Origin of the sequence: Leucothrix pacifica (assembly GCF_003172875.1) — a bacterium.
Lineage (GTDB): Bacteria > Pseudomonadota > Gammaproteobacteria > Thiotrichales > Thiotrichaceae > Leucothrix > Leucothrix pacifica.
Map to the genome: position 1 here is coordinate 59,640 of NZ_QGKM01000052.1, position 20,587 is coordinate 80,226.

General features: G+C 45.9%; 20 protein-coding genes. 12 read left to right on the top strand and 8 right to left on the bottom strand.

All coding sequences use genetic code 11. The features are described 5' to 3' along the window. Window positions 1-10 precede the first annotated feature (10 nt). The 4 genes from aceF to DKW60_RS16150 all read left to right on the top strand — a co-directional run bounded on the left by aceF (window position 11) and on the right by DKW60_RS16150 (window position 4,845). Window positions 11-1,669 (top strand): dihydrolipoyllysine-residue acetyltransferase, encoded by a 1,659-nt coding sequence (gene aceF / locus DKW60_RS16135; protein ID WP_181389745.1) that lies wholly within the window; start codon window positions 11-13, stop codon window positions 1,667-1,669. A 9-nt stretch (window positions 1,670-1,678) separates the two neighbouring features. Continuing rightward, on the top strand, window positions 1,679-3,463 hold the full coding sequence (lpdA, locus tag DKW60_RS16140; RefSeq protein ID WP_109838695.1) for a dihydrolipoyl dehydrogenase: 1,785 nt from the start codon (window positions 1,679-1,681) through the stop codon (window positions 3,461-3,463). Window positions 3,464-3,468: 5 nt separating this feature from the next. After that, a complete protein-coding gene (locus DKW60_RS16145) occupies window positions 3,469-4,014 on the top strand; it encodes a DUF924 family protein (RefSeq protein ID WP_109838696.1) in 546 nt (181 codons plus the stop codon). Window positions 4,015-4,107: 93 nt separating this feature from the next. Then, window positions 4,108-4,845 (top strand): metallophosphoesterase, encoded by a 738-nt coding sequence (locus DKW60_RS16150; protein WP_109838697.1) that lies wholly within the window; start codon window positions 4,108-4,110, stop codon window positions 4,843-4,845. Window positions 4,846-4,944: 99 nt separating this feature from the next. Here DKW60_RS16150 and DKW60_RS16155 read toward each other — a convergent pair whose 3' ends face one another. Both DKW60_RS16155 and DKW60_RS16160 read right to left on the bottom strand, forming a co-directional pair. Next, the gene (locus tag DKW60_RS16155) at window positions 4,945-5,427 is read right to left on the bottom strand and encodes a Fe-S cluster assembly transcription factor (RefSeq protein WP_109838698.1); all 483 of its coding nucleotides are present in this window, start codon (window positions 5,425-5,427) and stop codon (window positions 4,945-4,947) included. Window positions 5,428-5,571: 144 nt separating this feature from the next. Continuing rightward, complete coding sequence (locus tag DKW60_RS16160; protein WP_109838699.1) at window positions 5,572-6,054, bottom strand: DUF1249 domain-containing protein; 483 nt, start codon at window positions 6,052-6,054, stop codon at window positions 5,572-5,574. A gap of 151 nt (window positions 6,055-6,205) precedes the next feature. Between DKW60_RS16160 and DKW60_RS16165 the strand changes: the two genes are divergently transcribed. From DKW60_RS16165 to DKW60_RS16200, 8 genes are all read left to right on the top strand, one after another. Further along, window positions 6,206-7,831, top strand: coding sequence for an alpha-D-glucose phosphate-specific phosphoglucomutase (locus tag DKW60_RS16165; protein WP_109838700.1), 1,626 nt, complete (start codon window positions 6,206-6,208; stop codon window positions 7,829-7,831). A 245-nt stretch (window positions 7,832-8,076) separates the two neighbouring features. After that, window positions 8,077-9,909 carry a peptidoglycan-binding domain-containing protein gene (locus tag DKW60_RS24085; protein ID WP_109838701.1) on the top strand — a complete coding sequence of 611 codons (1,833 nt, stop codon included), beginning with the start codon at window positions 8,077-8,079 and terminating at the stop codon, window positions 9,907-9,909. A 473-nt stretch (window positions 9,910-10,382) separates the two neighbouring features. Further along, window positions 10,383-10,835 carry an acetyl-CoA carboxylase biotin carboxyl carrier protein gene (gene accB / locus DKW60_RS16175; RefSeq protein WP_109838702.1) on the top strand — a complete coding sequence of 151 codons (453 nt, stop codon included), beginning with the start codon at window positions 10,383-10,385 and terminating at the stop codon, window positions 10,833-10,835. 12 nt (window positions 10,836-10,847) lie between these two features. Continuing rightward, window positions 10,848-12,194: an acetyl-CoA carboxylase biotin carboxylase subunit gene (accC, locus tag DKW60_RS16180; protein ID WP_109838703.1), complete on the top strand. Its 1,347-nt coding sequence runs from the start codon at window positions 10,848-10,850 to the stop codon at window positions 12,192-12,194. Then, window positions 12,194-13,081 carry a 50S ribosomal protein L11 methyltransferase gene (gene prmA, locus DKW60_RS16185; protein WP_109838704.1) on the top strand — a complete coding sequence of 296 codons (888 nt, stop codon included), beginning with the start codon at window positions 12,194-12,196 and terminating at the stop codon, window positions 13,079-13,081. Before accC ends, prmA begins: the two co-directional genes overlap by 1 nt. Window positions 13,082-13,125: 44 nt before the next feature. Further along, on the top strand, window positions 13,126-13,788 hold the full coding sequence (locus tag DKW60_RS16190) for a zinc-ribbon and DUF3426 domain-containing protein (RefSeq protein WP_109838740.1): 663 nt from the start codon (window positions 13,126-13,128) through the stop codon (window positions 13,786-13,788). A gap of 15 nt (window positions 13,789-13,803) precedes the next feature. Then, entirely contained in the window at window positions 13,804-14,811 is a 1,008-nt protein-coding gene (dusB, locus tag DKW60_RS16195; RefSeq protein ID WP_109838705.1) for a tRNA dihydrouridine synthase DusB, read from the top strand. Window positions 14,812-14,895: 84 nt separating this feature from the next. Next, window positions 14,896-15,144: a helix-turn-helix domain-containing protein gene (locus tag DKW60_RS16200; RefSeq protein ID WP_109838706.1), complete on the top strand. Its 249-nt coding sequence runs from the start codon at window positions 14,896-14,898 to the stop codon at window positions 15,142-15,144. A gap of 39 nt (window positions 15,145-15,183) precedes the next feature. Here DKW60_RS16200 and ispF read toward each other — a convergent pair whose 3' ends face one another. The 6 genes from ispF to DKW60_RS16230 are packed head-to-tail and all read right to left on the bottom strand — an operon-like array spanning window position 15,184 to window position 20,587. Continuing rightward, entirely contained in the window at window positions 15,184-15,666 is a 483-nt protein-coding gene (ispF, locus tag DKW60_RS16205; RefSeq protein WP_109838741.1) for a 2-C-methyl-D-erythritol 2,4-cyclodiphosphate synthase, read from the bottom strand. A gap of 1 nt (window position 15,667) precedes the next feature. Then, window positions 15,668-16,423, bottom strand: coding sequence for a 2-C-methyl-D-erythritol 4-phosphate cytidylyltransferase (gene ispD, locus DKW60_RS16210; protein WP_109838707.1), 756 nt, complete (start codon window positions 16,421-16,423; stop codon window positions 15,668-15,670). Between the two features lie 5 nt (window positions 16,424-16,428). Next, window positions 16,429-16,764 carry a septum formation initiator family protein gene (locus DKW60_RS16215; protein WP_181389747.1) on the bottom strand — a complete coding sequence of 112 codons (336 nt, stop codon included), beginning with the start codon at window positions 16,762-16,764 and terminating at the stop codon, window positions 16,429-16,431. 16 nt (window positions 16,765-16,780) lie between these two features. Then, window positions 16,781-18,061 carry a phosphopyruvate hydratase gene (eno, locus tag DKW60_RS16220; protein ID WP_109838709.1) on the bottom strand — a complete coding sequence of 427 codons (1,281 nt, stop codon included), beginning with the start codon at window positions 18,059-18,061 and terminating at the stop codon, window positions 16,781-16,783. A 39-nt stretch (window positions 18,062-18,100) separates the two neighbouring features. Then, on the bottom strand, window positions 18,101-18,934 hold the full coding sequence (kdsA, locus tag DKW60_RS16225; protein ID WP_109838710.1) for a 3-deoxy-8-phosphooctulonate synthase: 834 nt from the start codon (window positions 18,932-18,934) through the stop codon (window positions 18,101-18,103). Window positions 18,935-18,949: 15 nt separating this feature from the next. Then, window positions 18,950-20,587, bottom strand: coding sequence for a CTP synthase (locus DKW60_RS16230; RefSeq protein WP_109838711.1), 1,638 nt, complete (start codon window positions 20,585-20,587; stop codon window positions 18,950-18,952).

A 20,587-nucleotide genomic window follows, 5' to 3' on the forward strand; every position in this document is an offset into this window, starting at 1 on the left:
GGAAGTAATTATGTCTGTTAAAAACATTATTGTGCCCGATATCGGCGACTTTGATGAAGTTGAAATCATTGAGCTATTGGTATCTGTGGGTGATCGCATTGAAGCTGAGGACTCACTGATTACGGTTGAATCTGATAAAGCGTCGATGGAAATCCCTAGCTCTGACTCTGGAGTTGTCAAAGAAATTGCTGTCAATATTGGTGACAAAATCGCTGAAGGCAGTGTGATCCTGACGATTGAAGCTGATGCTGATGCACCCGCTGCAGAAGCACCAGTACCAGCTCCTGCTGTTGAGGCTGCACCTGCGCCGGCAACACCTGAGCCAACTCCGGCACCTGCAGCCGCACCGGCGAGTGCTCCTGTCGCTGCAGGTCCAAAAGAAATCGTTGTACCTGACATCGGTGACTTTGATTCGGTTGAGATAATCGAGTTATTAGTCTCTGTCGGTGATCGTGTTGAAGTGGAAGACTCGCTGATTACAGTTGAATCCGACAAAGCCTCTATGGAAATTCCTAGCTCGGATGCGGGGACAGTCAAAGAAATTAAAGTTGCTATTGGCGACAATGTATCTAAAGGTAGTGTGGTATTAATACTTGAAGCAGATGCTGCGACAGCAAGCCCGGCTCAGGCCGCTGCACCAGCTGCTGCGCCTGCTCAACCGGCATCATCAACACCATCACCTGCTCCTGCAGCCGCTGCGCCAGCTGAGCAAGCTAAACCATCACCAACGGCAAAGATTGATAATGTTGGGTTTAAGCGAGCTTATGCCAGCCCATCGGTACGACGTCTCGCCCGTGAGTTAGGCGCAGACCTGGGTAAAGTCAGTGGTACTGGTCGCAAGCAACGCATCATAAAAGAAGATGTATTCGCTTACGTGAAGTCAGTAATGACGGCACCACCGGCAAAAGCCGCACCAAGTGGTAATACACCACTGGGTATCGCACCTATGCCTGAGATTGATTTCAGCAAATGGGGTAATATCGAAACTCAGCCACTGAGCAAGATCAATAAGCTAACGGGTGAATACTTACATCGCAGTTGGGTAAGCATTCCTCACGTCACACAGTTCGATGAAGCTGATATCACTGAAATGGAAATCTTCCGCAAGCAAGTTGCTAAGGAAATGGAAAAAGAAGGGGTGAAAATTACACCGCTGGCATTCATTGTTCAGGCCGTCGTTGCCAGCTTGAAAGCCTTCCCTCGCTTTAACAGCTCTTTGGACTCATCAGGCGAAAATCTGATCATGAAGCAATACTTCAATATCGGTATTGCAGTGAATACACCTGATGGCTTGGTGGTTCCTGTGATCACTGATGCAGATAAGAAGTCTTTGGTTGAGATTTCTAATGAGATTCGTGAATACGCGGGTAAAGCGCGTAACAAGAAACTCAAGCCTGCTGAAATGCAAGGCGGCTGTTTCACTATCTCAAGCTTAGGTGGTGTTGGTGGCACGGCTTACACACCGATTATTAATGGTGCTGAAGTGGCTATTTTGGGTGTATCTAATACACGTACCTCGCCGGTTTGGGATGGTAATGAGTTTAAGCCTCGCCAGATCTTGCCGTTATCACTGTCCTATGATCATCGTGTGATTGACGGTGTTGCTGGTGCTCAATTCACAACTTACCTATGTCGCATGCTAAGCGATGTACGTCGTTTACTGGTTTAGGAGAATCCCATGAGTCAGGAAATTGATGTAAAAGTCCCGAATATCGGTGATTTTGATGGTGTCGAAATCATCGAACTATTAGTTGGTGTGGGTGATGTAGTTGCTGCTGAAGATTCTTTGATTACTGTGGAGTCTGACAAGGCTTCCATGGAAATTCCAAGTTCTGATAGCGGTACCGTTACAGCTATTTATGTAAATGTAGGTGATACAGTTGCAGAAGGCAGTCCGATTTTAAAGTTGGAAGCGAATGCATCAGCAGAGAAACCAGAGTCTCCGGCAGCTGCACCAGAAGCGCCTGCTGCACAAGCAGCAAAGCCTACCGAAGCAGCAGCTGCGCCTAGTGCACCTGCGCCTCAGGCTGTTACCTTCAGTGGTGAATCCGATCAGCATGCTCAAGTGGTTGTGCTGGGCTCCGGGCCTGGTGGTTATACCGCCGCATTCCGTGCAGCGGATCTTGGCCTGAATGTCATTATGATTGAACGCTATGAGAATATTGGTGGTGTTTGCTTAAATGTAGGCTGTATTCCTTCGAAGGCACTGCTACATACTGCAGAGATCATTAATGAAGCTGCAGAATTTGCTCATCAGGGTGTGACTTTCTCTGAGCCAGAAGTTGATTTGGACAAGCTGCGTGCACATAAAGATGATGTAGTAGGCAAATTAACAGGCGGATTGAAAGGTCTCGCGAAACAACGCAAAGTCACTATTGTGAAAGGCTACGGTAAATTCTCCTCGGCCAATACCCTAAGCGTCACGGATGAAGACGGTAGTTCGCAGGTGATCAGTTTCGATAATTGCATTATCGCAGCAGGTTCACGGGTGACTAAACTGCCGTTTATTCCATGGGATGACCCTCGCGTTATCGACTCGACCGGAGCATTGGAACTGGCAGAAGTACCTGAGCGTATGCTGGTTGTTGGTGGTGGAATTATCGGACTGGAAATGGCAACTGTTTACGACGCACTGGGCGCTAAAATCTCAGTCGTTGAATTATCGCCAGGCCTAATTCCCGGGCCAGACCGTGATTTGATTCGCCCGTTGGAAAAGCGCATCAAGGCTAAATATGAAAATATTTACCTCAATACCAAAGTCACCGCAATTGTGCCAACTGATGAAGGTCTGGTGTGTCATTTTGAAGGTGATAAAGCACCTGAAACCGAGACCTTTGACCGTGTTTTAGTTGCTATTGGACGCAGCCCGAATGGCTTGGCTATTGATGCTGATCTTGCAGGCGTACAGGTTGATGAGCGTGGGTTTATCAACGTTGACAACCAGATGCGTACCAATGTTGATCATATCTTTGCTATTGGTGACATTGTTGGTCAGCCAATGCTTGCTCATAAAGCAACTCACGAAGGTAAGGTTGCTGCTGAAGTTATCGCAGGCCACAAAGCTTATTTTGATGCGCGCACCATTCCCTCAGTCGCTTATACTGACCCTGAAATTGCTTGGATGGGTGAGACTGAAGAGAGCTGTAAATCTAAAGGTATCGCCTACACGAAAGGTGTATTCCCTTGGGCAGCCAGCGGTCGATCTCTAAGCCGTGGTCGTAATGAAGGAATGACTAAGGTGCTGTTTGACAAGGAAACCGGACACCTGATAGGTTCCGGTATCGTTGGCTCAAACGCCGGTGAGTTAATCGCTGAAGCGGTCTTAGCGCTAGAGATGAATGCAGACGCTCATGATATCGGGCTGACGATTCATCCGCACCCGACCTTATCTGAGACACTCAACTTCGCTGCGGAAGTGGCTGAAGGAACGTGTACTGATATTTACGCGCCCAAGAAAGGTTAAAACCTATGCATTCACCAGATGACATTCTAAAATTTTGGTACAGCGAGCCGATGAAATCTCATTGGTTTAAATCAACGCCTGAAATCGATGCGTTGATTACCGAAAAATACGAATTCATCTGGCAGACTGCTGCCAATGGCGACCTTGATATCTGGCAAGATAGCCCTGAGGGCTGTCTTGCCTTATGTATCATCCTGGATCAATTCCCTCTGAATATGTTTCGGGGCCAAGCATTAGCATTTAGTACAGAGCAACACGCGGTCACTGTCGCTAAACACGCCATTGTTCAGGATTACGATAAGCAACTCGACAAATCCCATCTCAGCTTTTTATATATGCCATTAATGCATAGCGAAAACCTTGATGATCAGGATCTAGCCATTGCATGTTTTGAAGCAGCTGGATTAGACGATAATGTACGATTTGCACACCATCATCGGGGCATTATTGAGACATTTGGTCGCTTCCCTCACCGCAATGAAATACTTGGTCGTGAGAGCAGTGAAAATGAAATAGCTTATTTAAATTCGAAATCCGCCTTCAAGGGATAATCCTTCCCTCACGCTTTCGTGTTATCCTTGCGTTTAGTGCCAATCATGCGAATTGATAGGCGGCCATAACAAAATCGACTTATAACGCCTGAGATGACCACAGTTCTATTCAAATATTTTCCAAAAAATCACCAAGGTAGAGACTTTATCATCGGTGATTTACATGGCATGTTCCATACTCTGGAAACCATGCTGGAAACTGTTCATTTTGATAAAACACTGGACCGTTTATTTTCGGTGGGTGATCTGGTTGATCGTGGCCCACAGTCAGAACGCATTTTACAGTTTCTTGACGAGCCTTGGTTCCACGCGATTCAAGGTAATCATGAGCAATTACTACTCCAATCCATCACGTCTCATTCCATTCATAAAGCATGGACTCAACGCGCTGGTGGTGCCTGGTGGTTGACCGTTAGTGATGTGGACAGAGAAAATATTCGAAAGAAGATAGAAGCATTACCGATGGCATTTGAGATTTCAACGGATACCGGCGAGATCGGCGTCGTACACGCTGACATCCCTATTGGTCTGACATGGCAGGAGTTCATAAAAGCCCTTCAACATGACCCTGAACTACAACAACATGCGCAATGGTCACGCATCAGGCATCGCTACATCACTGCATCTGAAAGTGTTCCAAGTGTCAAAGGCATTGATCTGATGGTGGTAGGGCATTCAATCGTTGATAAGCCATTGTTCGCCGCAAACTTATGCTACATAGACACGGGCGCGGCATACACCGGATATGGCATTGATTCACGGCTTACAATGCTGCAGGTTCATCCGGAACAGAAAGTTTTCCAACAAAAGACTCGGGAAAAGAAAAGGTAGCAAATCGGGGATTATCGATACAACCTGTTGCGGGCTGTATGCAAATCATACCGGCAGAATGCAGACTAAGTTTAGATCTGCACACAGCCCGGATATGAATCAACTTGCGCGTGCTACTGGTTGAAACATCTTGTTGATACGGTTTGACGTGGAGTTCTGCTGCACCGAAATACGTTTCACTTCAGGACGCTTAATAAAGTCAGACAACGTAATACCATTCAAAAACTCATAGAGCCTCACACTCAAGTCTTCCCAAAGCTTGTGTGTCATGCAACGGTCACCGCTTTGGCAGTCCTCAGCACCTTGGCATTGAGTACTATCGATAGTCTCATCTACCGCCAAAATTATCTCCGCAACACTGATGCTGTTGGATGGTTTACCCAGACGATAGCCGCCGCCGGGCCCACGCACACCCTCAACTAATCTGGCTTTACGAAGCTTGGCAAACAGTTGCTCCAGATATGATAGAGATATGCCTTGACAACTCGAAATTTCTGCCAACGTGACAGGCCCATTTCGATCATTAATGGCTAAATCCATCATCGCAGTTACTGCATACCGACCTTTTGTAGAAAGTTTCATTTTGCAATCTCCAGTCCGTTTTTCTAACAGATATTTAAGCCTCTGCACCCATGGAAATAATTCCTGAGTGATTTACTGGGTATTATAAATAACCTAGTAAAACAGTCAATCTTTCTGAAGAAAATTTAATCTACTGAATTTTGGTCAAAATGAGTAGTTCTGGCGACGCAGATATTTCACCCATTTAAAGAGAAATCGGTTGGTGCGCCACTGACAAAGTAACTGAGTATCTGCCCCCATCTTACGAGTATTGATTTGATCCCCAAGGAACTTGCATCGACGGGAAATTACATTCGCTTGGCGTGAATCGTGATAAATCTGAATTTGTAAATCCGGCCTAGGCTGGTCATCACTATTAAAGTCGTACGTGAGTAATAAAATAGTGGTGTGACTACTTTGCTCCAAAACCTCCAGTCGAAGTGGTATCCCTGTGGACTGTTTAGAGAAATAAGTGCCTTGCAGACTACGAATATCCCCGCAAAGCAGACGTAATTGCATATAATTGATTTCATACATTTCCATCAACGCAGCAAATGACCGCGGACGTGGAGGGAAGATGGCCTGCTGAATATTTTTCAGCAACTCGATATCACTGGTAGACAGTTTTGTAGTGAGACTAGTTTGCATATTGGCCAATCTGTATTAGAAAAAAATGCATATTATTCATTCCGTTTAGCGTTTTTTATGGCACGAGGATAGTGATTCATTCTATCATCAGTGTATCAATTAATAGCGTTAAATCCTGCTAAACCCTTAAAAATAGACCAAAAGGCTGAGCATGTTACTAAAAACCACTCCGTTTTCAGATCAAAAACCCGGTACTTCTGGTTTGCGCAAGCAAGTCACACGTTTTCAGGAACCTAACTACCTGCCCAACTTCATACAATCCATCTTCAACTGCCTGCCTGATCTGAAAGGTGCAACGCTCGTAGTTGGCGGCGATGGTCGTTTTTATAACCGTGAAGCTATCCAGATTATCATCAGTATGGCGGCTGCAAATCAAGTTGGAAAGTTACTGATCGGACAGTCGGGTGTTCTCTCAACGCCTGCCGTGTCACATCTGATACGCAGCAACAATGCTTTAGGAGGCATCATACTGTCGGCCAGTCATAACCCTGGCGGCCCTGACGGTGACTTTGGCGTAAAGTATAATGCAAGTAATGGCGGCCCTGCTCCTGAATCCTTCACGGATGCTGTGTTTAAAGTAAGCCAGAATATTGAGTCATATGAGATAGCCGACAACGACCCTGTCGATCTTGAAACTAAATCGACGACTGAACTTGATGGGATGATTGTTGAGATTGTTGATTCCGTATCAGACTATGCTGACTTGATGGAGTCGATTTTTGATTTCGATAAAATCCGTGATCTGATTTCACAGTCTGACTTCAAGCTTTGCTTCGATGCAATGAGTGCGGTAACCGGCCCATATGCAAAAGAAATCCTTGGCAACCGACTTGGCGTACAAGCTGAAAATATTATTCGTGCAGAACCGCTTGAGGATTTTGGTGGCGGACACCCTGACCCTAACTTGGCTCATGCCAAAGAGCTTGTCGAAAGAATGTTTTCAGACCAAGCACCCGCATTCGGGGCTGCTTCTGACGGTGATGGCGACCGTAACATGATACTGGGTGCCAACTGTTACGTTACACCAAGCGACAGCTTAGCAATATTAGCGGCTAATGCTCAGCTGGTACCCGGCTATAAAGATGGACTTGCCGGCGTTGCCCGATCAATGCCAACCAGTCAAGCGGTTGATCGCGTGGCTGAAGCTTTGTCACTGAAATGTTTTGAAACACCAACTGGCTGGAAGTTTTTCGGTAATTTACTCGACGATGGTCGAATAACGCTGTGTGGCGAGGAAAGCTTTGGCACAGGCTCTGATCATGTTCGCGAAAAAGATGGCCTGTGGGCTGTCCTGTTCTGGTTGAATATTCTTGCAGTTAAGCAGCAAAGTGTCAGTGATCTGGTCATGGATCACTGGAAGCATTTTGGCCGCAACTACTATACGCGCCATGATTATGAAGGTATTGAGACCAGCCGTGCTGATGAAGTGTTCAACTTACTGGAGTCAAAACTGGCTGACAGTGCAGGCAAGGTCATGTCAGGTAGAACCATCAAGAAGGCTGATAATTTTGCCTATAATGATCCGGTTGACAGCTCAGTGAGCTCCAATCAAGGTATTCGTTTTCTATTCGAAGATGGAGCACGCATTATTTTCCGTAAATCCGGCACTGGCACCAGCGGTGCGACATTGAGGCTCTATGTGGAGCACTTCGAAAGCGACCCAACCCGCTTTGAGCTTGATACTCAGCAAGTACTGAAAGACTTACTTAATATTGCAGAAGAGCTGGCGCAGTTAACGACATTAACCGGGAGAGAAAAAGCAGACGTAATCACATAAGTATTTACCAATAATCATTAAAAATATTAATCGGTAGAAACGTTAGGGCAAACTATAACAATAAGATTCCATGACTTAAATTTGTGTTGCTCACCCTGAATTATGGGTGAGCGGGATAATTTTATACGGAAAAGACAACCGCTTAGCTGGAATCACACCATTAATTCACTGTTATAACTTTAAGATATATCCAACGTAGAAAATCACATCGAAATATCACCCAGTGAAAGGGGTTCCAAAAAACTATGAATACAACAATTAAATTATCGGTTTCAAGCGTATTGCTTGCCGGCTTCATGACCGGCTGTAGTCAGCAACAATTCCAGGGTGGTGGGCAGCAGATTGCCGGTGGCTCACAACTAGCTGGCGGACAGCAGGTATCGGGTGGTTCTCAGGTCGCTGGTGGCCAACAAATTGCTGGCGGCTCACAACTAGCTGGCGGACAGCAGGTATCGGGTGGTTCTCAGGTTGCTGGTGGCCAACAGCTCGCAGGCGGTCAGCAGGTCATGGGTGGCCAGCAGTCGATGGATAGACAAATTCAGGAGCGGGTAGTTGTTGACACTCACTCCCACACTTTACAGTCACAAACTCATTCGCATAATGTTCAGTCGCAGGAGCGCGTTTACGTCCCACTCCCTAAGACACACAAAGCACCGCCAGCAGTAGTGATGTTCAAGCAACCTAAGCCTGTTGCTCAAGCACCCGTTGTGAAACGCCCTGCTCCCGCTGTTAAGCGCCCGGCACCTGTTGTGCGCCCGGCAGCTCCTAAACCTATACACCGTCCTAAACCAGTGGTTCAGCACCGCGGTATTGGTCTGCCTCCGGCACAACCAGGTCAGTGTTTTGCTAAGGTAAAGACACCTGCTAAGTTCAAAAATGTTGTAAAGCGAGTTCAGGTAAGCCCTGCAACCAGCAAGCGTGTTTTAGTTCGTGGCCCTCAGTATCGCTGGAACACCAAGAAAGTATTAGCACGCCCAGCCACACATACTTATAAATACATTCCTGCACAATACAAGAATATAACAAAGCGCGTACTCGTTAAGCCTGCACACTACAAGTGGCAGAAAGGCAAACAAGGCCCAATAACGCGCATCGATAACATGACTGGCGAGATCATGTGCCGTGTTAAAGTACCTGCGGTATATCGCACGGTGACTCAAAAAGTGGTTGCACGACCTGCACAACGCGTTAAACGTTACGTTCCTGCTGTTTACAAGAATGTTAAGCAGAAGCAGTTAGTTTCACCAGCTCAATACAAGACCGTCAGAACACCGGCTCGCTTTGTTAACAAATCATATCGCGTCAAAGTAAGTGATGTACGCTATCAGTGGAAGCCGATCGCTTGTAAAGCTCCAGCACCGGTTCATAAGCCAAAGACAGTTGCTTACAAACCTAAGCAAACGCCTCAGCAGACAGCAGAGCAACGCCGTTTGAAAATTGAATTCGATAAGCAACAGCGGATACTACGTCAGCAGTGGTTAGTGCAAGAGAAACAACGTCAACAGGCAGCTGCAGCGAAGCAACGTAAAATTGCACAGCAGCGTCAACAGGCACAACTGCAAAAACAGCGTCAGGCTCAATTACAGCAGCAACGCCAACAGGCTGCAGCGGCAAAGCAACGTCAGGCACAAGCTAATCACCAACGCCGTCAGGCAGCGCTGAAAGCTCAACATGATGCACAACTGCTACAACAGCGCAAAGCAGCTCAGATGCGCACTCTGTCTCAGGGGCATCAGCAGCCTGCGTACGCTAAGCCAAAACCAAAAGTGACTCAGGTCAGACATGTACCTAAGCCACGCCCTGCAGCACCTGTCCATGTAGCTGCACCAGTGAAGGCTCAGCCAGTTGTGCAGCAAGCTCCTGTTGCTGCTAATAACGACAAGACTCCATTGACTCGTGCTAATGCGGTTTACCGTATCCAGAAAGCACTTCAGCAACGTGGTTTTAACCCGGGTGCGATCGATGGTCGCTTAGGCCCAAGCACAGTGAAGGCTCTGACAGCGTTTCAGGAAACTCGTGGCCTGAAAACGGGCACACTGAACCGTGACACGTTACGTGCACTAAGCTTAGTTGAGTAATTACTCAGTTTTTTAAGTACAAATTGAGGCCTGTCTTTTGACAGGCCTTTTTTATGGTGCTTTCATTTAGCTTGAAAGAACCCTATGAATGCGAGTATTCTTCGCAGATATAAATATAAGCAATGTCAGTAGAGGCTGTCATGCCCTCCCCGAAGAGTATGTACTCTGAATTAATCTATGTGTGTTGCAGAAGCAACATAAGCCATTGAATCTATGATGAGCAATCAGCTCATTTTTCTAAAATAAAATTTAGTTGTTAAAAATTCATTAGAAAACTAGCCGGTGACGTTATTTAGTAGTAAAATGCATCGATCTTTCACTAACACCGGCTAACTTCGATTAAGCTGACTTTTTTAAGCTATTTAGTCAATAATAAGCGTATCCTAACTGTGTTAGTCCTTCACTCCGAAGTGCTTGCAGAGTTGCATATAAAAATCGAAATAAACCGACAGCTAACAGAACAAGGATCTCAAATGGATGTTCGAAAAATTAAAACACTGATCGAATTAATCAACAGCAGCGACATTGCTGAAATTGAAATCAAAGAAGGCGAAGAGTCAGTCAGAATATCCAGGACTAGTTCAGTTGCAGCACCTGTTTATGCTGCACCAGCAGCTGCTCCTGCTCCGGTTGCACAAGCGGCAACGCCTGCTACAGCGCCTGCCGCTGCTGAGGCAGCACCTTCCATGAAAGGTGAGCATATAGAATCACCGATGGTTGGTACCTTCTACAGAGCATCGTCACCAACCTCAAAGGCATTTGTTGAAGTAGGCCAAAAAGTCGCTGTAGGCGATACGCTTTGTATCATCGAAGCCATGAAAATGCTTAATCAGATTGAATCTGACAAGGCCGGTACTATCACACAAATTCTAGTTGAGAACGAGCAGCCTGTTGAGTTTGGCCAGCCTTTGTTTGTGGTTGAGTAAATAGGAGCTATCATGATTAAAAAGCTACTTATTGCAAACCGGGGCGAAATCGCCTTGCGTATATTACGAGCATGCCGGGAAATGGGCATCAAGACTGTTGCCATCCACTCAACAGCAGATCGCGACTTAAAACATGTGCGTCTGGCCGATGAGTCAGTCTGTATAGGGCCTGCCTCTTCAACCGATAGCTACTTAAATATTCCAGCCATCATTAGTGCAGCTGAAGTAACAGATGCTGACGCTATACATCCAGGCTACGGATTTCTCTCAGAAAATGCTGACTTTGCCGAACGCGTTGAAGAAAGCGGTTTTATCTTTGTTGGCCCGAAGGCCGAAACTATTCGCTTAATGGGTGATAAAATTTCTGCTAAAGAAGCGATGATCAGAACCAACGTCCCGTGTGTTCCGGGCTCTGACGGTGCCATTCCTGACGACACTAATGAAGCATTGGAAATGGCGGAAAGAGTTGGTTATCCCGTTATCATCAAAGCTACTGGTGGCGGTGGTGGTCGCGGTATGCGTGTGGTAGAAAAAAGCGAAGACCTGTTGGAATCGATTACGCTGACTAAATCAGAAGCACGTGGTGCGTTTGGTAACGATGTACTTTACATGGAGAAATACTTACAAACGCCGAGACATATCGAATTTCAGGTGCTCGCAGATTCGTTCGGTAACGCCATCCATTTGTGTGAGCGTGACTGCTCCATGCAACGCAGACATCAGAAGGTTGTCGAAGAAGCACCGGCACCGGGTATTACAGCAGAAGAACGGGCAAGACTCGGCAGTATTCTCACTAAAGCATGCACTGATATTGGCTATCGCGGCGCAGGTACCTTTGAGTTTTTATACGAGAATGGTGAATTTTACTTTATCGAAATGAATACTCGCCTACAGGTAGAGCATCCTGTCACTGAGCTGATTACAGGCGTAGACCTTGTTAAACAACAATTACTGATAGCTTCCGGTGAAAAGTTGGCGATAAAACAAGAAGATATCACACCTAAAGGCCACTCGATTGAGTGTCGGATTAACGCTGAAGACCCAAATACTTTCATGCCTTCACCTGGTAAAGTTGAGCGCTTTCATCAACCTGGTGGTCTTGGGGTGAGAGTGGATTCCCATGTTTATGGTGGCTACACCGTTCCTCCTTACTACGACTCAATGATCGGCAAGTTAATCGTTCATGCAGAAGATCGCGACAGTGCGATTGCTCGTATGGTTGGTGCACTTGATGAGATGGTCATTGAAGGTATTAAAACGAATACACCGCTACAACGTCGTATTTTAGAAGATGATGCTTTCAGAGCAGGTGGTGCGGATATTCACTACCTCGAGAAAAAACTGGAATCAGAAAGCTAATGTGGTTACAACTGATTTGCCAAACGGCCAGAGATACTGAGTCTCTGGTCAGTGAAGCGGCAGAAAACATGGGTGCTGCGTCTATCACGCTCAGCGATGCTGGTGACAATCCGGTTCTTGAACCTCTGCCTAACGAAACACCGTTATGGGATGATATTATCGTTACCATATTGTTTCGGGAGGAAGAAAAATTCCTGATTGACAGCCTTGAGCAACAGCTTGAAGCGAGCAAAGAAGCCTGGAAAATCTCAAACATTCGCCAAGAAGAACTCGAAGAACAGCAATGGGAGCGAGTATGGATGGATGATTTCCATCCTATGAAATTTGGTGAAAACCTATGGATTTATCCAAGCTGGTCTGATATCCCTGATGATGATTCTGTAAAAATTAAGCTAGACCCGGGTTTGGCATTTGGGACAGGCACACACCCTACTACCGCATTGTGCATGGAATGGCTTGACCAAAACCACCCACGCAACCTCACCGTTGTTGATTATGGTTGTGGCAGTGGAATTTTGGCTATTGCGGCAGTAAAACTGGGCGCGAAACATGTATTAGCTACTGACATAGACCCTCAGGCTCTTCTTGCGACACAGGACAATAATCTCAAAAATGATATTCCGGACGGGATGATTGATTGCTGTTTACCAGAGGATATGCCAGAGTCAGTTCAAGTAGACTTAATGCTAGCGAATATATTGTGTGGCCCTTTGATAGAGCTATCAAAAACACTCTGCTCTATGACAAAGAGTGGTGGTCATATCGTCCTTTCTGGCATCATTGAAGAGCAAAAAAAGCTGCTAAATGAAGAATATAACCAATACTGTAATGATATTCAGTTTGCTACAGTCGATGGCTGGGTTAGAATGACTGCGTTAGTTCGTTAATTTTGCTACACTATTTATAGTTAGTAACTAATACAGAATCACTCATGTATACACGTTGCAGTCATTGTAAAGCTATCTTTCGTGTCACAATGAAAGAACTCACCGCAGCTCAGGGTAAACTCCGCTGTGGCGAATGCGCATCCGTGTTTAATGCAATGGACAGTCTATCCACTAAGCTACCGGAGCAAGAAGATCCAACGGGTAATGTTTCGTTCGAAACATTAAACCAAAACGCTAAGCAGCACTTTGAAACCAGCGGAACAGCCGCACGCAGAAATGAAAAAGTCAGGGAACATAAGAAACCTGCTACTTATAGCCCGTTTCTGCCAGTTGCTCTGGCGGGACTGTTAGCCACCATCTTAGCCTCACAAGTTTGGTTGACACGTGATTTATGGTTCAGTGCTCGCGATCCTGAAAAGGTTAAAATGCTTAGTCGCAAAGTTTTTACCCACCCAAGCCAACCTGAAGCCTTGATTATCACAGGAGCTATACAAAACACTGCTGAACGCTCACAGCCTTACCCTTACCTTGAAACTCGTCTACTTGACGGGAATGACAGAGTGGTTGCGCTGAGACGTTTCAGACCACATGAGTATGTTGAAAACTACCAGCCAGATCAATTACTACAGAGCGATCAACAAGCGTCAATACGCCTGAAGATACTTGATTTTCCTGGTGCTAAACAATTCAAGTTTTCGTTTTTGTAGTGGAGACTTGTTGATATGTTGAAGATCGCACAATACACTTTATCCAGCCCTCTTCTGCAGGCGCCTATGGCAGGTGTTACTGACCGGGTTTATCGGGACATTGTCAGAGAGCATGGCGCAGGCATGGCTACTTCCGAGATGGTGACGAGTCAACTGTCTTTACTAAAAACCCAGAAAACTCAGCTAAGACTGCCACAACTCGATGAGTGCTCTCCACGCAGCATTCAGATTGTCGGTACAGATCCTGATACCATGGCAGAAGCCGCCCGACACTATGTCAATATCGGTGCTGAAATAATAGACATCAATTTTGGGTGCCCGGTGAAAAAAGTAGCGGGGAGCAAGCAATTAGCGGGATCTGCTCTTTTAAAAGATGAGCAAAAGGTAGAGCAAATAATAAGTAGAGTAGTCGAGGCAACCGGAAATATTCCTGTCACAGTAAAATACCGCACTGGATGGTGTCAAAGTACCAGGAATGCCGTCAGAATAGCAAAAATAGCAGAACAAGCAGGTGTCGCAGCTTTGGCACTTCATGGGCGAACGCGTGAAGACAAGTACAAACCCTACGCGGAATACGAGTCGATACGCCAGGTTAAAAAACACGCTAACTCCATTCCTATCATTGCCAACGGAGATATTGCTGGCGATGAAGAACAGGCTAGATTCATACTGGATTATACTCAGGCTGATGGACTGATGATCGGGCGAGCCTCATTTGGCAGACCTTGGATATTCAGCGAACTGAATCATAGCTTGTTCGGAATACCTACCAAGGAAATTACTTGGCAATATAAACGTGATATCGCGTTAAAGCATCTCGAAAGTGTACATGACTTCTACAGAGATTCTACTTCCCATCATGCAAAAGCAACCACTAGTCATACTGGGTTTGCTAATAAAGTAATCAATTGGTATTTATTAAGTATGTCAATTCAAACTAATCTAAGGCCCCGACTACTGAAAAGTAGAACCCCCGGTGAACAAATATCGCTCTTCAAAGAGGTATTAGATGCAGCTGCATAATTTTCACCAAAATCGGACACCTCGATTGGCTTTGTCCTTGGCAAAAACACAAACCCATACAATAATACATAGGTCACGTGAACAATGACAAACACACCCCTCAACGCAGACTCGTTGTCTGAAGCAACGGATAAGGCAGTATCTGAATATTTGGATCTGCTAGGAGATCACGACGCAACTAACCTTTACCGTCAAGTAGTTGACGAGGTAGAACGTCCATTACTCGAAGTTATCATGAAGCATACACGTGGAAACCAATCCAAAGCGGCGATGTGCTTAGGTATGAACCGTGCAACGCTAAGATCAAAACTCAAGCGTCACGGCTTACTGTAAAATACAAAACAGGATCAGAGCGTCAATACTGCCTGCAGCTTAAGCGCTCTGATCTTTGTATAAGAGCACGGATACATTCACCGCGACCCCCTGTTTCAAACCAACAAAGCCTAACCCCTCGGTGGTGGTTGCTTTGATTCCGACTCTATCTTTTTCCACACCTAAATCACCTGCGATATATTCTTGCATTAGCCCGATATGTTTGGCCATTTTAGGTGCCTGTGCTGAAATCACTGAATCCATATTTTGTAGTCGGTAACCTTTTTCTTTAACCAACTCATAAACATGCCTGAGTAGTATTCTGCTATCAATATTTTCATAGTCACTGGAAGTGTCGGGAAAGTGTTGTCCTATATCTCCCATCGCCAATGCGCCGAGCAATGCATCGCAAAGTGCATGAAGTAATACATCACCATCAGAGTGAGCAATAAAGCCTTGGTCGTGAGGTATTTTCACACCTCCCAGCATTATATGATCCCCTTCACCAAATGCATGAACGTCGTAGCCACACCCTATTCTCATATCAAACATGTTTTGAGCGCTCTTTTTGCTGTAGTAAAAATTCAATTAACGGGAGATCGGAAGGCGTTGTTAATTTAATGTTATCGGACGCCCCTTCTACTAATGCCACACTTGCTCCTGCATATTCCATAGCGGACGCTTCATCCGTAATTTTCACTCCTGGGTCATGCATTACTGATCTAAACGCCGACTGTAATGCCCCTAAACGAAATAATTGGGGCGTTAGTGCGTGCCACAATTTTTCACGTGATTCTGTGTGACTAATCAATTGGTTGTCGCTTGTCGCCCGCTTCATAGTATCTTTGACTGATGATGCCAAAATACCACCGTCACCACCGGATTCTCGTAACCTTAATAACTCCATCAAATCATGCTCTCTGAGACAAGGTCTGGCAGCATCGTGCACCATCACCCATTGATCTTTATTAAGACCCACCTCCTCGGATAAATAGTTCAGACCCATCATGACAGTATCTGATCGCTCAGCTCCCCCTACGGTTGACTGCAAGAATGGTGCTCGCACACCTGAGGCAAGCAAACGCATCTCAATATCCTGCCAATACGAATCGTCTGCCCCATGTATGACTAAGATTCCGGACACTGCATCAACACCCTGAAAACAAGCTATTGTATGCTCCAGGATAGTTCGGGATTGAATGGTTAGATACTGCTTTGGGGTTTCACTAAGCATCCGTGAGCCTACACCCGCTGCTGGGATTATTACCCAGACGCCATCATCAGTAGACTGCTTTGACAAACACGCTATTCCGTTGCGGAAGTTGATGGATTTTCGGAAGGAAGCACCGCTCGCGGTGACTCTTCTTTTTTATCCAGAATGACTTCATAGAACGTTTCACGATTGCGAATCATACCTAACTCACTGCGTGCACGCTCTTCAACAGCAGCATTCCCTGATTGAGCATCTTCAAGCTCAGCTCTGATTTGCCGGTTTAGCTCTCGCTGCTGTTCGTTTTGCTGCTGCATGGCTTTGATTTCATCTTCAAGCTGCCATTTAGCCGGATAACTACCATGACCCACCCACAGGCTTACTAAAAGCAGAATGAGCAACACAGCCATGATAGTTATCAGGTATTTCATACTAAGCGATCCTTCGTTAGCCCAAGTAACGGAATGCTGAAGCACCCGCATAGCTGGCATTGCTTCCTAGTGCCTGCTCGATACGTAGTAATTGGTTATATTTTGCAATGCGATCTGAACGTGACAAGGAGCCAGTCTTGATCTGACCCGCATTCGTGGCAACCGCTAAATCAGCAATAGTGACGTCTTCCGTCTCACCTGAGCGATGCGAAATAACCGCAGTGTACCCTGCATCATGAGCCATTTGAATCGCCTCTAAAGTCTCACTCAAAGTACCAATTTGATTCAACTTGATAAGGATCGAGTTAGCAATATTCTTATCAATACCCTCTTTAAGAATAGAAGGATTAGTCACAAACAGATCATCACCAACCAATTGTACTTTATCGCCTAGTCGTTCAGTCAACAGCGCCCAACCTTCCCAGTCACCTTCGTCCAAACCATCTTCGATACTGATGATTGGGTAACGCTCAACCCAGTCTGCCAGGAAATCAACCATTTCAGCTGCGCTAAATGATTTACCTTCTGACTCAAGCTGATAAGCACCATCCTTGTAGTATTCAGAACTTGCACAGTCTAAACCAAGATAAATATCTTTACCGGCAACAAAACCAGCACGCTCGATAGCTTCAAGGATTACTTCAATTGCTTCTTCGTTTGAAGATAAATCAGGCGCAAAACCACCCTCATCACCAACAGCGGTATTCATGCCGCGTTCTGTTAACACTTTTTTCAATGTATGAAATACTTCAGCACCATAGCGAACCGCTTCTGAAAAGCTGCTTGCACCTACCGGAAGAATCATAAACTCTTGCATATCCACGCTATTATCAGCGTGAGACCCACCGTTGATGATGTTCATCATCGGAACCGGCATTTTATACTCCGTACCCTGACCTAAATACTGGTACAAGCCAACGCCCTTATCATTAGCTGCTGCATGTGCAGTAGCCATTGACGCTGCAAGTAGCGCATTCGCACCTAAACGCCCTTTATTGTCCGTGCCATCAAGCTCGATCAATTTAGCATCAAGTGCAGCCTGATCATCAGCATCCATACCGACCACAACGCCAGCAATTTCACCATTCACATTGGCAACTGCTGTTTGAACACCTTTACCCATGTAACGAGAATCAGCATCACGCAGCTCGATCGCTTCACGAACACCTGTTGATGCACCCGATGGCACCGCTGCGCGACCCATTACACCATTACTTAAGGTTACGTCCGCTTCAACTGTTGGGTTTCCACGTGAATCAATCACTTCGCGTGCGACGATACTTGCTATCTTTGTCATTAATACTTACCAGTTTTGTATTTTTAAATGAAAATGAGATTAAAGTGTGCTTTCCAAATACGGCCCTGCTTTTACAGCACGATCGATATCTAATAATATTTTGAGAAGCTCTTCCATACGCTGCACCGGCCATGAGTTAGGCCCATCACTCAGTGCTTCTGCAGGATTCGGATGAGACTCCATAAACAAGCCCGATACCCCGGCAGCAACGGCTGCACGTGCTAATACCGGCACATGTTGGCGCTCACCACCTGAAGCATTACCCTGTCCGCCCGGTAATTGAACGGAGTGAGTAGCATCAAACACAACAGGGCAACCGGTTTCACGCATCGTTGCGAGACCGCGCATATCGGAAACAAGGTTATTATAGCCGAATGTATAGCCTCGCTCACAGACCATTATTTGATCATTTCCGACTGCTTTAGCTTTATTAACAACATTCCCCATATCCCAAGGCGCCAGGAACTGCCCTTTCTTAATATTTACCGGACGTCCTAACTTTGCGATGCTTTGGATAAAATTTGTTTGTCTGCACAGGAATGCCGGCGTCTGCAACACATCAGCAACTTCTGCCACCTCATCCAACGGAGAGTCTTCGTGTATGTCGGTCAATACCGGCACACCAATTTCAGTCTTGACCTTCTGAAGAATTCTCAAGCCTTCTGAGATACCCGGTCCACGATAACTGTCGTGAGATGAACGGTTCGCCTTGTCATAAGATGCCTTAAAGATATAAGGAATACCCAAACGATCCGTAATTTCTTTCAGTGAGGACGCGATCTCTAAGGTCAGCTTTTCTGACTCAACCACACATGGCCCTGATATCAGGAAAAATGCTTGCTGATCACCGACTTCATATCCACATAACTGCATACTAAACCCCTTAATTTATTTATTGCCTTTTTCTTTTTGGTAGGCCAACGCTGCACCGATATAGCTGGTGAACAATGGATGCCCCTCACGAGGGCGCGATGTAAATTCAGGATGGAACTGACAAGCAACAAACCATGGATGTTCTTTCAGTTCGATCATTTCAACCAGGCTGCCATCTTCGGACAAGCCAGATAAAGTTAACCCTTTTTGCTCCAGGACTTCCCTGTAGTTATTATTGAATTCATAGCGATGACGGTGACGTTCTACCACTGAACTTGCACCATAAATCTCAGCAGATAAAGATCCCTCCTTTAGCTCACAACGCTGACCACCCAGTCGCATTGTCCCGCCTAAGTCTGACTCCTCATCACGCAATTCGACTTCACCGGTCTCAGTGCGCCACTCAGTAATTAATCCGATAATCGGATCTGGCGTATCCTGCACAAACTCTGTACTGTGCGCTGCCGTTAATCCGGCACAATCACGCGCGAATTCAATCACAGCAACCTGCATACCCAAACAGATACCCAAATAAGGGATATTGTTCTCACGAGCATAACGCACTGCGCTAATTTTACCTTCAACTCCACGGATGCCGAACCCACCGGGAACAAGGATTGCGTCGGCTTCTGCTAAACGATCCAAACCTTCTGATTCAAGTTTTTCAGAGTCAATGTAGTCAATCCTCACACGTGCGCTATTTTGAATCCCTGCATGTGTTAGTGCTTCATTCAATGACTTATAGGATTCTGTTAAATCGACGTATTTACCAACCATGGCAATCGTCACTTCCGCTTCCGGGAACTCCATGGCATTGATTACTTTACGCCAGTCACTTAAGTCTGCTTCCGGTAAATCATGCAGTCCTAAACGTCTCGCTACAATTTGATCCAGTTTTTGTGCATGATACCACAGTGGGATTTTGTAAATATTATCCAGATCCATCGCAGAAATAACGGCTTCTTCTGCAACATTGGTGAACAAGGCAATTTTACGGCGCTCATGCTCAGGGATTTTACGTTCGCTTCGACATAGCAACACATCCGGCTGAATACCAATTGAGCGAAGCTCTTTTACTGAGTGTTGCGTTGGCTTCGTTTTCATTTCACCGGCAGCTGCCAGATATGGCACCAGTGTCAGGTGCATAAATAAAGCCTTCTCACCCTCCTCAACACGAATCTGTCGAATCGCTTCGAGGAATGGTAGTGACTCGATATCACCAACTGTGCCACCGATCTCGACAATCGCAATGTCAGCATCGCCAGCAGCAGCACGAACAGATCGCTTAATTTCATCTGTGATATGCGGAATCACCTGCACCGTCGCACCGAGGTATTCACCCTGACGTTCCTTACGAATAACTTCGCTGTAGATACGGCCAGTTGTAAAGTTATTGAGTTTTGATGCTTTAAACCCAACAAAGCGCTCATAGTGACCAAGATCCAGATCCGTCTCAGCTCCATCTTCTGTGACAAACACTTCACCATGTTGAAATGGACTCATCGTTCCCGGATCAACATTAATGTAGGGATCCAGCTTCATCATGGTCACTTTCAAACCACGCGCTTCCAGAATTGAGCCTAGAGATGCACCTGCAATTCCTTTACCTAAAGAAGAAACCACACCACCGGTAACAAAGATGTAACGCGCCAT

Excerpts from the sequence above, each read along its gene's own strand:
- accB (WP_109838702.1), top strand. The coding sequence starts at position 10,383 with ATGGATGTTCGAAAAATTAAAACACTGATCGAATTAATCAACAGCAGC.
- DKW60_RS16155 (WP_109838698.1), bottom strand. The coding sequence starts at position 5,427 with ATGAAACTTTCTACAAAAGGTCGGTATGCAGTAACTGCGATGATGGAT.
- DKW60_RS16165 (WP_109838700.1), top strand. The coding sequence starts at position 6,206 with ATGTTACTAAAAACCACTCCGTTTTCAGATCAAAAACCCGGTACTTCT.
- DKW60_RS16160 (WP_109838699.1), bottom strand. The coding sequence starts at position 6,054 with ATGCAAACTAGTCTCACTACAAAACTGTCTACCAGTGATATCGAGTTG.
- DKW60_RS16230 (WP_109838711.1), bottom strand. The coding sequence starts at position 20,587 with ATGGCGCGTTACATCTTTGTTACCGGTGGTGTGGTTTCTTCTTTAGGT.
- DKW60_RS16200 (WP_109838706.1), top strand. The coding sequence starts at position 14,896 with ATGACAAACACACCCCTCAACGCAGACTCGTTGTCTGAAGCAACGGAT.
- kdsA (WP_109838710.1), bottom strand. The coding sequence starts at position 18,934 with ATGCAGTTATGTGGATATGAAGTCGGTGATCAGCAAGCATTTTTCCTG.
- DKW60_RS16150 (WP_109838697.1), top strand. The coding sequence starts at position 4,108 with ATGACCACAGTTCTATTCAAATATTTTCCAAAAAATCACCAAGGTAGA.
- DKW60_RS16215 (WP_181389747.1), bottom strand. The coding sequence starts at position 16,764 with ATGAAATACCTGATAACTATCATGGCTGTGTTGCTCATTCTGCTTTTA.
- dusB (WP_109838705.1), top strand. The coding sequence starts at position 13,804 with ATGTTGAAGATCGCACAATACACTTTATCCAGCCCTCTTCTGCAGGCG.
- prmA (WP_109838704.1), top strand. The coding sequence starts at position 12,194 with ATGTGGTTACAACTGATTTGCCAAACGGCCAGAGATACTGAGTCTCTG.
- DKW60_RS24085 (WP_109838701.1), top strand. The coding sequence starts at position 8,077 with ATGAATACAACAATTAAATTATCGGTTTCAAGCGTATTGCTTGCCGGC.
- ispF (WP_109838741.1), bottom strand. The coding sequence starts at position 15,666 with ATGAGAATAGGGTGTGGCTACGACGTTCATGCATTTGGTGAAGGGGAT.
- DKW60_RS16190 (WP_109838740.1), top strand. The coding sequence starts at position 13,126 with ATGTATACACGTTGCAGTCATTGTAAAGCTATCTTTCGTGTCACAATG.
- accC (WP_109838703.1), top strand. The coding sequence starts at position 10,848 with ATGATTAAAAAGCTACTTATTGCAAACCGGGGCGAAATCGCCTTGCGT.
- lpdA (WP_109838695.1), top strand. The coding sequence starts at position 1,679 with ATGAGTCAGGAAATTGATGTAAAAGTCCCGAATATCGGTGATTTTGAT.
- eno (WP_109838709.1), bottom strand. The coding sequence starts at position 18,061 with ATGACAAAGATAGCAAGTATCGTCGCACGCGAAGTGATTGATTCACGT.
- aceF (WP_181389745.1), top strand. The coding sequence starts at position 11 with ATGTCTGTTAAAAACATTATTGTGCCCGATATCGGCGACTTTGATGAA.
- DKW60_RS16145 (WP_109838696.1), top strand. The coding sequence starts at position 3,469 with ATGCATTCACCAGATGACATTCTAAAATTTTGGTACAGCGAGCCGATG.